Source organism: Lysinibacillus sp. JNUCC 51, from assembly GCF_015999525.1.
GTDB lineage: Bacteria > Bacillota > Bacilli > Bacillales_A > Planococcaceae > Lysinibacillus > Lysinibacillus xylanilyticus.
The window spans coordinates 1,608,645-1,623,867 of the sequence record NZ_CP065545.1; the positions used below are offsets into that span (position 1 = coordinate 1,608,645).

Sequence of the window (15,223 nt, forward strand, 5' to 3'; positions counted from 1 at the left end):
GACCTTTTATATTAATTTTTGTTTTTTTTCATTTTACTTGCTAGCCAAAAGCCTACTGTTAACGAAAATGCATCGATTACGAATATAATAGGTGGCGACGTATGACCTGCATAAACAGATGCCGCAATAAGCGCAATTGCCAATATTAAAGCAACATACCGATTAAACGTAATTCTTGTAAACAATAATACGAGTAATGCTGGTAAAAACAACGCTAACATCATTTTCCCGAAAACATCCATCAAATATCCCTCTGCTCAGCTAGTAATAATCCAATACGATAATGATCAGTGCTATAGATAACATGCTGTGTTAAGCGAATTTCATTGTTACGATCTACTACTTCTAGACGACAATGCGCAGCATTTAATTGCAAAGCCTCATATAAGTCATTTTCAGTAAAAATTGCCTGACCGTTTACTTTACGAATACATTCTCCTGCAAGTAAGCCCATTTTTTCAGCTGGCGAATCCGGTAAGACTGCCGCAATAATAGCACCATTTGAACTTGGTGCAACCGCATAAATATCCGTTTTATCTTGCAGCGCATAGAAGATTGAAATACCGATACGAATCACCGCACCAATTGCCAACGTGATAAAGCCGATGAATGGCAACAAGGCTGCAGCGAGTCCACCTATTAAAATTAACTGCCCTAGTATTAGCACCGCTCGGCCAATTTTCGGCAATTGTAAAGCCGGTAATTCCTTTCTAGTAATCTTTGAAAAACCTATTACAAGTGGAAATAGTACGAGTGAAAAGGTACTCTCTCCTAATGTAAATTGCGGCCAGTATGGGAAATCTACAGGAATAATATCACCAGGTATTACAAAGAAAATTGGCAATACCCATACATTTCTTGAACGATAGACAATTGCCTGCATACCTCGCTTTGTCTTTTCAACTCGTGGTGTCGTTACCTTCATTGCTGCTCGGCGAATTAACATCCCCTCAGCAATCACACTTAGACCTGCTAAAATGGTAATCGTTATAATGGAACCATCTAATAAATTTACACCTTCTATTGAGATTTTCCACCAAGAAAATGTCCAATTGTAATGGTACATTAACCACATTGCCAGCGTCGCAAGCCCCATCATATAAATAGGTGAAAGTGCATTAATGAAGAACAATACTAGTGCCACCGCAGAAATAGCGATTAAAATCATTAAAAAAGCTTTAGGTACTGATAAACCTAAACCAACACTTATAAGTGAAATGAGGAGGGCATTTAGCCAACCATATTTCCATTGACCAATTAGCTCTGTCCAACCCCAAATAATACGCCTATTAAAAAATTTCCGCTCCTGCTTTACACGACTATAACCTAATAAAACCGCAAATAAAATTGCGATATACATTAATGGGTTGATTAAAAAGCGGCCAATCGCTGTTACAATTTCTATTAAAATATCACTAACCATACGAACACCCGCCGTTTCTTTCTTGAATACTATGATTTCATTGTATCAAACGACTACACTCTTGCGTAGTACAAACTAGAAGAAAGCTTTCTATTCTTAATTTTTTATCGAATTCAGCAGAAATCCTAGATTTTATTTTTAAATGTTGCAGGTGTGTCAGTTACCATTTTATAAACCGCTCTGAATATTTACATTATTTAGTAACCGAAATTTGTAGTAAGCGTCTAATAACTAGGAGGTGTTATGTTGAAAGTTTTTAAATACATGATATTTATTTCTGTATTTGCTTTGTTATTATCTTCTTGCAGCAACTTCACTTTTCTTAAAGGATGTCCTGATGCAGAAATTGAATGGGTGGATGTGCTGATGATTAATGATATAAAGTATGAGCATCATTCTCTAGAGCCAGCGAATGAAAATCTTCCTATAACGATTGAAAAAGGTAAAGAACTAGGTAAAGTGACATATAGAATGGCTGACAGTGCATGTAGTAATCACAAGATGCAAAATGGTGATGCGGCATTTTTAAAAGAAGGAACAATCATTTCTGAAATAAAAGGATATCCAACTTCCTTGATTATTGCTGCAGATGATGCTGTTTATGTAGCCAACACAAATAAAAATGCAAAAACGGCAGGAGAACTTTACCCTATGGATAAGTTGGTGAAGAATATCTATTTTCAAAGCACTGAAGATGGAAAAAGAATTCACACATTCTCTCAGTCTTCTAAGGATAAGTTTCTAGCCGCATTTAATGATTTAAAATTAGAAGATGTACAATCATTAATTGATGAAGGTAAGCTAGAAGGTACGCGTATATTTTTGGAGATTGAACTTAATAATGGTGTTTCATTTAGGCGGCTTTATTGGAGCGATTCTAATACATTCCATTTTGGAGCAATTGGAAACGATACGATAAAGGAAGTTATAAACTTTGAATTATCAAATCTAAAAAAATAATACCAGTAATATAATAAAACTTGCATTGCTACAATCATGAGGTGAAAATTCGTGGATAAACTGCTTCAACATTTACAAAAAGTTGGCGTACATTACTTAAAAAGTGATAGTGTAATTATTTTAGAAATTTTAGAGAATAAACTTCATCTTGCTTCTGAAATAGATGTGCTTATAAATGAACTTTTAGATAAATTACAAAGTAGTAGACTGAAAAAAGTTAGATTTGAATGCCCTAAAATTCTTTTAAATAGTTTAAATTGCACTAGGAGTAAAATGGAGGTTATTGGTGAAAGGGTTATATATAAGAGATCTTTACTGACACCATTAAATGTTTCAACACCTGATTATGAAGTATGGTCATTATCTGAGAATAACTCTATCACTTTTTTATCTGAAGTGATGGGTACAAGTTTTAGTGATGCAGAGAAATTTTTAACTAGTATGAGGACCGAACTCCCGTCACAAGTAAAGGATATGTTTACAGTGTATATAGTTAACAATGAACCTGTTGGTGTAGTTTTTCCTCATATAGAACCAAATACAGATAATGAAGGCCGCATTTTTTGGATCGGCATTCATCCTAATTTTCTCGGTACAGGATTGGGAAAAAACTTACATTCAATAGGATTATACAGATTGAAAAATGAGTTTAAAGCTATGTCTTATTTAGGGATGACTCAAGTTGACAATGTTCCTATGAGAAATATAATGGCTTCAAACGGATGCGTTCAAAGTAAAAATACAGTAATTTCTTTACAATATTCTATTTAGGAATGAGTTTATTCTGTAAATAGACGAATACTTAGGTAATAGCTGACATTTTTTATTGGCAATTTGGTTCTTATAATAAAAAAACTGATGATAGTATTATTAGATAAATTTTTACATCACTTTATCATAATTACATTTATTGTATATAATGAGGCGTGAGTCGAGAATGAAAAGTAATCAAAGGGATAGTTATTCCTTTAAGAAAAGCCGTTTTTTGAAAAGAGGGAGTTAAATGGAGAGTTATTTCTTAATACTTATGGGCTTTTTTATCGTTATTGCAAATGTTATTGGGTTTGTATTCTTCCAAAAAAAGAAAGATCTATATTTTGCTGCTTTCATAATATTACTACTAGCAGGTGTATTTGGCGGACTTGGAAGCGTCTTAGCCCTATTTATTATTCGTGATGCCTTTGCGGTATTCTACGGACTGAATCTTGCTTACTATTTACTAATAAATAGTCTTATTGTATTTCTTCTTGCAATTTTAATTACTATCATTAAAAAATATAATAGTAGAAAAATATGATTATGAAAAATCAACTTAGTTTGAGAATGAATACAGTTAAATATTGGGCGCTATAGTTACATTTTCGATACACGTAATATCGAAAAAAAAGACAGAATTTAATCTACACGTTTTGTAGATTAAATCTGTCTTTTTGTTTTAACAGCAACAATCTTTGAGAAAACAGCCTTACTCTAAAAAGGACTACCTAGACATCCTCTTTTCCTTGCCTTTATACACGGATGTAAGAGCTATTGGAATTAGCTCTATCTGCTCTAATTATTACCAGATAGAAACTCGATCCTTCGGTGCTATATACATGCCATCTCCAGGCTTAATTCCATAGGTATCATAAAATTGCTGGAAGTTCACAATCGTGCGGTTTACCCGAATTTTAGCGGCTGAATGTACATCGTTTTTGCTCAGCATCGCTGCAAATTCTTTTGTAGTTGTAGTTTTCCATATTTTTGCATTACTTTCGAAATATGCTTTATAATCCGGAGTACTCATGTTGGATACAACTTGCAATGAAGCCGCCATTCCACCTAAATCAGCAACATTCTCGCTCTGTGTAAGCTGACCGTCGCTCAACACACCCGGAATAATCTCAATTCCATTATAGAACTCAATCAGTTTCTGGTTTTTCTCTTTGAATTTCTTAAAATCTTCTTCTGTCCACCAGTTATTTGCATTTCCATTTTCGTCATATGCAGATCCATTGTTATCAAATGCATGACTGATTTCATGTCCAATGACCATACCAATGGCACCATAGTTTGCTTCAGGTTTAGCATTAATATCATAGAAAGGCGCTTGGAGAATACCGGCAGGGAAAGTAATATCATTATTAAAAGCATTGTAGAAAGCATTTACTGTATATACACTCGTTGACCATTTCGTTCTGTCCACCGGCTTTCCTAGCTTGGCTTTCATGTCATCAATGTATGCTTTGTTTACTGTGATGGTATTAGACAATAGCGAACCACCTTCGTCATATGTCTTGATAGCTACTTTATCTAATGTCGTATCCCATTTATCTGGGTAACCGATCTTAACAATCATCGTATCCAACTTTTTAATTGCTTTAGCTTTTGTTGTTTCTGACATCCAATCTAGAGATTTGATTCTTTCCTCATACGTAGCAATTAACTTCTCTACCATTTGTTCAACATCTTTTTTAGCTTCTGGTGAAAAATGTTTCTCGGCAAACATTTGCTCCAAATATGCGCCCATTGTACCAGTTGTCTTGGCTACTGCGATTTCTTGAGCTGTTTTTTCACCTGTAACGCCTAATAACGTTGCGTCAAACTCAATAGCAGCATCTTTGAATTCATCTGACAACGAACCGCTTGTTGCCATAAGCAATTGCACTTTGGAGTACCCTTTAAGTACATTAAGATTAGACTCAGTAAAGAGATCCGCACCTTTTTGCGCCAGCTTCACATCGGTTACGATCACTTTATCAGCACTGTCGACTTTCAGTGATTTCAAGACTTGTTTCATATCTACTGTTTTGAACATGTCATTGAATTTTTCTATTGTATACGGATTATAGTATTTATTGACGTCGCCTTGTTCATGAGGTTCAAGTGATACGGCAGCTAAGCTTTTCTCCATATCATATACTTTTTCGGCAAGTGCATTCGCAGCGGACTTTTCCTCGCCCGATGCCACAAGAAGTCTGGTCATATATTGAATATATGCTTTTTTCGCTTTCGAGTCTTCCGTTACAAAGCTGTTCTTATCCAGACCCGTAGTTAATCCAGAGTAATACAAAGCATATTCACTGCTGTTTTTTGCATCGTTCATGATTGCAAAGTTGAATAATGAGGTTAGACCCAATTCTTTCTCCAAGATAAGATCTGCTTGAACGAGTTCATCAAGCGTTTTAGCCCCGTCAATTGCCTTTAAATATTTTTGGATTGGCTCAATCCCTTGTTTATTTCTATTTTTTGAATCCAATGCTGTCGAATAGAAGTCGGCAATTTTTTGTTCTTTTGTTCCTTCAGCAAACTGTTTGCCAGCGAGCTCTTCTATTATTTTTTCTATTTTATCGTTATTTTGATTGTACAGCTCGGAAAATACGCCGCCCATGATTTCTCCTGCCGGAATTGTCGATTTATTTAACCATTCCTTATTGATTGCTTCATAAAAATCGTCATTTAAATGGGAGCCTTTAAGCGACCAAATTCTGGCGATAATGTTTTGGAACTCATCGATCGTAATAGTGTCATTTGCCCCTAATGTGCCGTCAGGGTTGCCCATCAATACGCCTGCGTTTGCCAAGTTATCGATATCTTTCTTAGCCCAAGCAGGTACATCGGTGAACTCGACGCCAAATGTGCCACTACGCAGATCATTTCCGACAGGCTTTGGTAATTTGCCGAATGCTCTGCTCAACATGACTAAAGCTTCAACTTTCTTAGCTGGCTCATTCTCTCTTAAATCTCCGTTTTTAGAGCCTTGAATAACGGCTTCTTTATTAATTCCTGGTTGATAGGCGTCTGCTGCCGTCAACAAGGTTTTTACGATCTCTCCTCTTGTCGCTGGTGGCGACTTTTCATCGGCATACACCGATACGCTAACTGATAGGACCATTGTAATGGCCATGAGTAAGGATAAAAACTTCTTTTTCATCTTCGTGCTCCTCTTAGTAGATTTGTATAAATAAAGTTAAATGATTAGAATTTAGAATTTCTACCATTTATAATCCATTGTAGTTGATTTATTGCAGTTTGAAAATATGTAAGGAGCTTTTTCATTTTCAAGAGAGCATTATCTAGTCAGTTTTACGCTGATAGCGCTTTTAAGCTAGAACGGTACCTTAAGTATGGTCATTTTTTTATTCAAAAATTCGACTATAATAGTATCACTTTAGAGTGAACTGTAGGTGTCAAATAAGAACCGCACTAAGATATATCACGATGAACAATTCCACGAATAAGTACGTTTTTTAATTAAATAAAAAATAAGGCAGATGATTTTCTATACTAATAGAAAATCTGCCTTAATAAATCCTAGAATGATTTTTTCATGTACTGTTATTACTGTGCAGTTAAACCGCATCGATAACGCTAGTATCATCAGAAACCAAGAACAATATCATATTTAAAACTTCTTCTGGTTGTGCTACGCGTTTCAATGGAATACGTTGAGAGAATGCTTCTACAGCCGATTTTGTATCTTCTTGTACAGCTTATTGGTGTTGCGATAACGCCTGGGTGTACAGAGTACACGAATGCCCAATGATGCAAGATAGATAGTCAGCTTTTGTCATCCCACGTACTGCGAATTTTGTATCTGCGTAACCTACAGCACCAGCAACTAAGCTGTTCATTGTAGAAATATTCATGATTGAACTGCCATCAGCTTTCATCATTTGGGTTAACTTGTTAAAAAATCACAAATAAAAAAAGCCGAGGAATAAACCCTCGACTTTTTTAGGTGCCTAGCGACGTCCTACTCTCACAGGGGGAAGCCCCCAACTACCATCGGCGCTAAAGAGCTTAACTTCCGTGTTCGGTATGGGAACGGGTGTGACCTCTTTGCCATCATCACTAGACATATTGAAAGAATTATTCTTTCAAAACTGGATAAACGGTTCATTGAATGTTTCAAACATTGTGGTTAAGTCCTCGATCGATTAGTATTCGTCAGCTCCATGTGTCACCACACTTCCACCTCGAACCTATCTACCTCATCGTCTTTGAGGGATCTTACTTACTTGCGTAATGGGAAATCTCATCTTGAGGGGGGCTTCATGCTTAGATGCTTTCAGCACTTATCCCGTCCACACATAGCTACCCAGCGATGCCTTTGGCAAGACAACTGGTACACCAGCGGTGTGTCCATCCCGGTCCTCTCGTACTAAGGACAGCTCCTCTCAAATTTCCTACGCCCACGACGGATAGGGACCGAACTGTCTCACGACGTTCTGAACCCAGCTCGCGTACCGCTTTAATGGGCGAACAGCCCAACCCTTGGGACCGACTACAGCCCCAGGATGCGATGAGCCGACATCGAGGTGCCAAACCTCCCCGTCGATGTGGACTCTTGGGGGAGATAAGCCTGTTATCCCCGGGGTAGCTTTTATCCGTTGAGCGATGGCCCTTCCATGCGGAACCACCGGATCACTAAGCCCGTCTTTCGACCCTGCTCGACTTGTAGGTCTCGCAGTCAAGCTCCCTTGTGCCTTTACACTCTACGAATGATTTCCAACCATTCTGAGGGAACCTTTGGGCGCCTCCGTTACCTTTTAGGAGGCGACCGCCCCAGTCAAACTGTCCGCCTGACACTGTCTCCTGCCCCGCTAAGGGGCATGGGTTAGAATTTCAATACAACCAGGGTAGTATCCCACCGACGCCTCCTTCGAAGCTGGCGCTCCGAGATCTCTGGCTCCTACCTATCCTGTACAAGTTGTACCAAAATTCAATATCAGGCTACAGTAAAGCTCCACGGGGTCTTTCCGTCCTGTCGCGGGTAACCTGCATCTTCACAGGTACTATAATTTCACCGAGTCTCTCGTTGAGACAGTGCCCAGATCGTTACGCCTTTCGTGCGGGTCGGAACTTACCCGACAAGGAATTTCGCTACCTTAGGACCGTTATAGTTACGGCCGCCGTTTACTGGGGCTTCAATTCGCAGCTTCGCTTGCGCTAACCACTCCTCTTAACCTTCCAGCACCGGGCAGGCGTCAGCCCCTATACGTCACCTTACGGTTTTGCAGAGACCTGTGTTTTTGCTAAACAGTCGCCTGGGCCTATTCACTGCGGCTCTCATGCGCTTGCACGCTCAAGAGCACCCCTTCTCCCGAAGTTACGGGGTCATTTTGCCGAGTTCCTTAACGAGAGTTCTCTCGCACACCTTAGGATTCTCTCCTCGACTACCTGTGTCGGTTTGCGGTACGGGCACCTCTCACCTCGATAGAGGCTTTTCTTGGCAGTGTGAAATCAGGAACTTCGTCCATACGGACTCGCCATCACAGCTCAACGTTACAGTGTGCGGATTTGCCTACACACACGCCTTACTGCTTGGACGCGCATATCCAACAGCGCGCTTACCCTATCCTACTGCGTCCCCCCATTTCTCAAACGGTGAGGAGGTGGTACAGGAATATCAACCTGTTGTCCATCGCCTACGCCTATCGGCCTCGGCTTAGGTCCCGACTAACCCTGAGCGGACGAGCCTTCCTCAGGAAACCTTAGTCATACGGTGGACGGGATTCTCACCCGTCTTTCGCTACTCATACCGGCATTCTCACTTCTAAGCGCTCCACCAGTCCTTCCGATCTGACTTCAACGCACTTAGAACGCTCTCCTACCACTGACATCGTAGATGTCAATCCACAGCTTCGGTGAATCGTTTAGCCCCGATACATTTTCGGCGCAGCGTCACTCGACCAGTGAGCTATTACGCACTCTTTAAATGATGGCTGCTTCTAAGCCAACATCCTGGTTGTCTGTGCAACGCCACATCCTTTTCCACTTAACGATTACTTTGGGACCTTAGCTGGTGGTCTGGGCTGTTTCCCTTTTGACTACGGATCTTATCACTCGCAGTCTGACTCCCGTGTATAAATATCTGGCATTCGGAGTTTGTCTGAATTCGGTAAACCGGGATGGCCCCCTAGTCCAAACAGTGCTCTACCTCCAGTATTCTCATCACGAGGCTAGCCCTAAAGCTATTTCGGAGAGAACCAGCTATCTCCAAGTTCGATTGGAATTTCTCCGCTACCCACACCTCATCCCCGCACTTTTCAACGTGCGTGGGTTCGGGCCTCCAGTAAGTGTTACCTCACCTTCACCCTGGACATGGGTAGATCACCTGGTTTCGGGTCTACGACCACGTACTATTTCGCCCTATTCAGACTCGCTTTCGCTGCGGCTCCGCCTTCTAAAGCTTAACCTTGCACGTAATCGTAACTCGCCGGTTCATTCTACAAAAGGCACGCTATCACCCATTAACGGGCTCTAACTACTTGTAGGCACACGGTTTCAGGATCTCTTTCACTCCCCTCCCGGGGTGCTTTTCACCTTTCCCTCACGGTACTGGTTCACTATCGGTCACTAGGTAGTATTTAGCCTTGGGAGATGGTCCTCCCGGATTCCGACGGAATTTCACGTGTTCCGCCGTACTCAGGATCCACTCAGGAGAGAACGAACTTTCGACTACAGGGCTTTTACCTGCTCTGGCGGACCTTTCCAAGTCGCTTCATCTAACTCGCTCTTTTGTAACTCCGTATAGAGTGTCCTACAACCCCAAGAGGCAAGCCTCTTGGTTTGGGCTCTTCCCGTTTCGCTCGCCGCTACTCAGGGAATCGATTTTTCTTTCTCTTCCTCCAGGTACTTAGATGTTTCAGTTCCCTGGGTCTGCCTTCAAGACGCTATGTATTCACGTCAAGATACTACGCGATTAAACGTAGTGGGTTCCCCCATTCGGAAATCTCCGGATCAAAGCTCACTTACAGCTCCCCGAAGCATATCGGTGTTAGTGCCGTCCTTCATCGGCTCCTAGTGCCAAGGCATTCGCCGTGCGCCCTTAATAACTTAACCAAGTTATTAAGCCTATAAAAAAACTTAAAAAATAAATGTGTTTGTTACAATTTCAATGTCGTTTTATCCAGTTTTCAAAGAACAAGTTTTGAAGTATTTCATCGTATGATGAACCTTCAAAACTGAACGCAAAACGTAATCTTACAAACCCTAGGTTTGTATTCCGAAAATATCCTTAGAAAGGAGGTGATCCAGCCGCACCTTCCGATACGGCTACCTTGTTACGACTTCACCCCAATCATCTATCCCACCTTCGGCGGCTGGCTCCAAAAGGTTACCCCACCGACTTCGGGTGTTACAAACTCTCGTGGTGTGACGGGCGGTGTGTACAAGGCCCGGGAACGTATTCACCGCGGCATGCTGATCCGCGATTACTAGCGATTCCGGCTTCATGTAGGCGAGTTGCAGCCTACAATCCGAACTGAGAACGACTTTATCGGATTAGCTCCCTCTCGCGAGTTGGCAACCGTTTGTATCGTCCATTGTAGCACGTGTGTAGCCCAGGTCATAAGGGGCATGATGATTTGACGTCATCCCCACCTTCCTCCGGTTTGTCACCGGCAGTCACCTTAGAGTGCCCAACTAAATGATGGCAACTAAGATCAAGGGTTGCGCTCGTTGCGGGACTTAACCCAACATCTCACGACACGAGCTGACGACAACCATGCACCACCTGTCACCGTTGTCCCCGAAGGGAAAACCATATCTCTACAGTGGTCAACGGGATGTCAAGACCTGGTAAGGTTCTTCGCGTTGCTTCGAATTAAACCACATGCTCCACCGCTTGTGCGGGCCCCCGTCAATTCCTTTGAGTTTCAGTCTTGCGACCGTACTCCCCAGGCGGAGTGCTTAATGCGTTAGCTGCAGCACTAAGGGGCGGAAACCCCCTAACACTTAGCACTCATCGTTTACGGCGTGGACTACCAGGGTATCTAATCCTGTTTGCTCCCCACGCTTTCGCGCCTCAGCGTCAGTTACAGACCAGAAAGTCGCCTTCGCCACTGGTGTTCCTCCAAATCTCTACGCATTTCACCGCTACACTTGGAATTCCACTTTCCTCTTCTGCACTCAAGTCCCCCAGTTTCCAATGACCCTCCACGGTTGAGCCGTGGGCTTTCACATCAGACTTAAAGGACCGCCTGCGCGCGCTTTACGCCCAATAATTCCGGACAACGCTTGCCACCTACGTATTACCGCGGCTGCTGGCACGTAGTTAGCCGTGGCTTTCTAATAAGGTACCGTCAAGGTACAGCCAGTTACTACTGTACTTGTTCTTCCCTTACAACAGAGTTTTACGATCCGAAAACCTTCTTCACTCACGCGGCGTTGCTCCATCAGGCTTTCGCCCATTGTGGAAGATTCCCTACTGCTGCCTCCCGTAGGAGTCTGGGCCGTGTCTCAGTCCCAGTGTGGCCGATCACCCTCTCAGGTCGGCTACGCATCGTCGCCTTGGTGAGCCGTTACCTCACCAACTAGCTAATGCGCCGCGGGCCCATCTTATAGCGACAGCGAGATGCCGTCTTTCAGTATTTCACCATGAAGTAAAATAGATTATTCGGTATTAGCCCCGGTTTCCCGGAGTTATCCCAAACTATAAGGTAGGTTGCCCACGTGTTACTCACCCGTCCGCCGCTAACGTCGAAGGAGCAAGCTCCTTCTCTGTTCGCTCGACTTGCATGTATTAGGCACGCCGCCAGCGTTCGTCCTGAGCCAGGATCAAACTCTCCATAAAAGAAATTTGATTAGCTCAAATTGTTTTGCTGGCATCATGTTTGATGTCCAAAATTTTGTTTCGTTCACTAACTCAAGGCTAGCTACTAAAAACTTTATTGATTACGTTTTGCTTGTTCAGTTTTCAAGGTTCATTTCGTCGCCGCTTTCTCAGTGGCAACTTTTATATAATATCATGTCGTAAACTCTATGTCAACAACTAATTTATTTAATTTAATTGTTTCAAGTAGATGTCTTAGCGACTTGTATAATATTATATTATTGAGTTAAAAAGGTCAACACTTTTGCGAAAAAAAGTTTATATTTTTTCACTCCCTCGAGAAACTTCCTATTAATATAATGTTAAGAAAATAATTTTATATTTGACTCACAATCTGAGCTTAATCTATCACATTAAATAAGAGCATGTTTTGATTAATCTTTTTCAAAACATGCCCTTTCAATATGTTCCCGTTAATTTAATCAAATTTAATTACAAAACTATAACGGGCTACTCGCTTTTTGTGGAAAGCTTTGCTCTGCGACCGGAACACTAAGTAGCCCTCCACTACTATCAGCTAATTACAGGGATACATCAACAAATAAATCCTTTTACAAGTCTTTCCAAATTCAACATACTTAATATTTTTTATCCTTCAATATTGTGCAATAAAAAACTTGTAGCCATTTGGAACTGTAAATCATTTTGACGATCCTCTTTATATTTTTTCAACGTTTCGTTTAAGCTGTTAAAGAAGGTAGTGTCCATATTAAAATTATCTTCTGCCTTTTTCAATTTCTTATCCTCCCTATAAAGCTTAACAGCCTCCTCCGTCGATTCATCCAAGTAACCGTCTAAACGAGCAATTTTATAGCCTAGCTTTTTCATAGCATTTTGCGTATAAGCAATTTCCTCACTCATATCGCCTTCTTTAAACTTCCCTGATAGTGGATGCATTTGGAAAGCGAATAATTCATTTGGTTCAACTACTAAATTAGCCTCTATACCTTGCCCATGAATCCATTCGCGCTTTGGTGTCAGCCATTTATTTGTGGACAGTTTAAGCTCTCCACCATTTTTCAGTGACCAAGACTCCTGTACTGTTCCCTTTCCAAAACTCTTAACACCAACAAGGGAGGCACGTCCCCAACTTTTTAAAGCGCCACTAAGTACTTCACTAGCAGATGCACTGCCCGAATTCTGTAGAACAACAATCGGTATTTTGTACATTGTCTGTAAATATTTTTCATCAAAGCTTTTTGATTCCGTTTTTAATGGTTCCATAGCACCTTCAGCATTTTGCATATAGGCAAACACTTTGCCCTTCTCCAATACTGTGCTTAGCAGAGCTGCGACGCTATGTAAATAACCACCTGGATTATCCCGCACATCAATCACTAACCCTTTTATATCCTGCCGAAGCAACTTACTCGTTTCAGCAACCCACTCATTTGCCGTTTTCTCACCAAAAAGTGAGATTTCCACGTAACCTAGCTGAGTATTTTCTACGTTCACTACTTCGCTCGTAACTGTTTTATTAGAAATTGCTGCTCGTTCCATCGTCATTTTAATATGTTTATCTTCACTTGGACGATAGACGACAATAGTTACTTTCGTCCCCTTCTCTCCTTGAATTAAATGCATTAATTCACTCATCGTTTTACCATCTACTCGAACGCCATCAACTTGTACAATTTCATCGAGAGAGCGCATTCCTGCCTTATCTGCTGGGGAAGAACGGACTGGAGACACAATAATAAATTTTCCGTTATTTTCCGATAGCTCAATCCCAATGCCCACTCTTTCCTCGGCTAACATTTGTCGGTGTTGTTCGGCCTCTTCCTTCGAATAATAGGTGCTGTAAGGGTCCTTTATAGCATCTGCCATACCACGAAGTGCCCCCTCCACCAATGCATCTTTTTTAGTACTGTATACAGATTTCTCCTCAATTAAATTCATCGCTTCATTAATCGAATCAACCTCTGCGACGACCGGCTCCTTTTTATCCCCTAAATTAAACCAGTCAAAATAAACTCCACTACCTAGCAATAGACTACTAGCAAGTACGCCGACACCAGCCATTATTTTGCGCAAACCTTCCCTCCTCCGTCTCTTCTACTGTATGAAGTTTATTTTTCAAACATACAAGATTAATTTTCAAAATAATTTGTTGAATACTATGATATTTGTTTCGAGAGTATTCTATTGCGTAATGTGGGTATTTATTTTCTATCGCGGGTAGTAGCCTTCCTTCCGCGAGTATTCTATCGTCAATCGCGAGTATTTGCCTTCCTTCCGCGAGTATTCTATCGCCAATCGCGAGTATCCGCCTTCCTTCCGCGAGTATTCTATCGTCAATCGCGAGTATCTGCCTTCCTTCCGCGAGTATTCTATCGCCAATCGCGTGTATTTGCTTTCCCTCCGCGAGTATTCTATTGCTAATCGCGTGTATTTGCTTTCCCTCCGCGAGTATTCTATTGCTAATCGCGAGTATCTGCCTTCCTTCCGCGAGTATTCCATCGTCAATCGCGAGTATTTGCTTTCCTTCCGCGAGTATTCTATCGTCAATCGCGAGTATCTCCCTCCCTTCCGCGAGTATTCTATCTTCAATCGCGAGTATCTGCCTTCCTTCCGCGAGTATTCTATCGTCAATCGCGAGTATTTGCTTTCCTTCCGCGAGTATTCTATCGCCAATCGCGTGTATTTGCCTTCCTTCCGCGAGTATTCTATCGCCAATCGCGAGTATTTGCTTTCCTTCCGCGAGTATTCTATCGTCAATCGCGAGTATTTGCTTTCCTTCCGCGAGTATTCTATCGTCAATCGCGAGTATCTGCCTTCCTTCCGCGAGTATTCTATCGCCAATCGCGAGTATTTGCTTTCCTTCCGCGAGTATTCTATCTTCAATCGCGAGTATCTGCTTTCCCTCCGCGAGTATTCCATCGTCAATCGCGAGTATTTGCTTTCCCTCCACGAATATTCTATCGCTAATCGCGAGTATCTGCCTTCCCTCCGCGAGTATTCCATCGTCAATCGCGAGTATTTGCTTTCCTTCCGCGAGTATTCTATCGTCAATCGCGAGTATCCGCCTTCCTTCCGCGAGTATTCTATCGTCAATCGCGAGTATTTGCTTTCCTTCCGCGAGTATTCTATCGTCAATCGCGAGTATTTGCTTTCCTTCCGCGAGTATTCTATCGTCAATCGCGAGTATTTGCTTTCCTTCCGCGAGTATTCTATCGTCAATCGCGAGTATTTGCCTCACTACCGCGGGTATTCATTCACGAATCGTTCGCGCTTTTTAAACA

Annotated in this window: 9 protein-coding genes and 3 rRNA genes; 3 read left to right on the forward strand and 9 right to left on the reverse strand. The window is 41.7% G+C overall.

The features are described 5' to 3' along the window. Positions 1–11: 11 nt before the first annotated feature. Positions 12–242 carry a DUF2198 family protein gene (locus JNUCC51_RS08020; protein ID WP_049668124.1) on the reverse strand — a complete coding sequence of 77 codons (231 nt, stop codon included), beginning with the start codon at positions 240–242 and terminating at the stop codon, positions 12–14. Further along, positions 242–1,423: a PDZ domain-containing protein gene (locus JNUCC51_RS08025; protein WP_337991546.1), complete on the reverse strand. Its 1,182-nt coding sequence runs from the start codon at positions 1,421–1,423 to the stop codon at positions 242–244. The genes JNUCC51_RS08020 and JNUCC51_RS08025 overlap by 1 nt, the downstream gene beginning before the upstream one ends. 243 nt (positions 1,424–1,666) lie before the next feature. Between JNUCC51_RS08025 and JNUCC51_RS08030 the strand changes: the two genes are divergently transcribed. The 3 genes from JNUCC51_RS08030 (at position 1,667) to JNUCC51_RS08040 (ending at position 3,680) form a co-directional block, all read left to right on the forward strand. Continuing rightward, a complete protein-coding gene (locus JNUCC51_RS08030) occupies positions 1,667–2,383 on the forward strand; it encodes a hypothetical protein (RefSeq protein WP_337991547.1) in 717 nt (238 codons plus the stop codon). 51 nt (positions 2,384–2,434) lie between these two features. Beyond that, positions 2,435–3,154, forward strand: a complete 720-nt coding sequence (locus JNUCC51_RS08035; protein ID WP_337991548.1) for a GNAT family N-acetyltransferase — start codon at positions 2,435–2,437, stop codon at positions 3,152–3,154. 232 nt (positions 3,155–3,386) lie between these two features. After that, positions 3,387–3,680, forward strand: a complete 294-nt coding sequence (locus JNUCC51_RS08040) for a 3-isopropylmalate dehydrogenase (RefSeq protein WP_328009836.1) — start codon at positions 3,387–3,389, stop codon at positions 3,678–3,680. A 261-nt stretch (positions 3,681–3,941) separates the two neighbouring features. Here the strand turns inward: JNUCC51_RS08040 and JNUCC51_RS08045 are convergent, their stop codons facing one another. The 7 genes from JNUCC51_RS08045 to JNUCC51_RS08070 form a co-directional block, all read right to left on the reverse strand. Beyond that, positions 3,942–6,296 (reverse strand): M13-type metalloendopeptidase, encoded by a 2,355-nt coding sequence (locus JNUCC51_RS08045; protein ID WP_337991549.1) that lies wholly within the window; start codon positions 6,294–6,296, stop codon positions 3,942–3,944. A 418-nt stretch (positions 6,297–6,714) separates the two neighbouring features. Next, positions 6,715–6,801 (reverse strand): hypothetical protein, encoded by an 87-nt coding sequence (locus JNUCC51_RS24775; RefSeq protein WP_443136997.1) that lies wholly within the window; start codon positions 6,799–6,801, stop codon positions 6,715–6,717. Between the two features lie 304 nt (positions 6,802–7,105). Beyond that, a 5S ribosomal RNA gene (gene rrf, locus JNUCC51_RS08050) occupies positions 7,106–7,221 on the reverse strand. 61 nt (positions 7,222–7,282) lie between these two features. Next, a 23S ribosomal RNA gene (locus tag JNUCC51_RS08055) occupies positions 7,283–10,210 on the reverse strand. A gap of 179 nt (positions 10,211–10,389) precedes the next feature. Further along, a 16S ribosomal RNA gene (locus JNUCC51_RS08060) occupies positions 10,390–11,942 on the reverse strand. The 16S, 23S and 5S rRNA genes sit together here, the layout of an rRNA operon. 627 nt (positions 11,943–12,569) lie before the next feature. After that, a complete protein-coding gene (locus JNUCC51_RS08065; protein WP_337991550.1) occupies positions 12,570–14,015 on the reverse strand; it encodes a S41 family peptidase in 1,446 nt (481 codons plus the stop codon). Positions 14,016–14,150: 135 nt separating this feature from the next. Then, positions 14,151–15,161, reverse strand: a complete 1,011-nt coding sequence (locus tag JNUCC51_RS08070; RefSeq protein ID WP_337991551.1) for a coiled-coil domain-containing protein — start codon at positions 15,159–15,161, stop codon at positions 14,151–14,153. Positions 15,162–15,223: the final 62 nt, after the last annotated feature.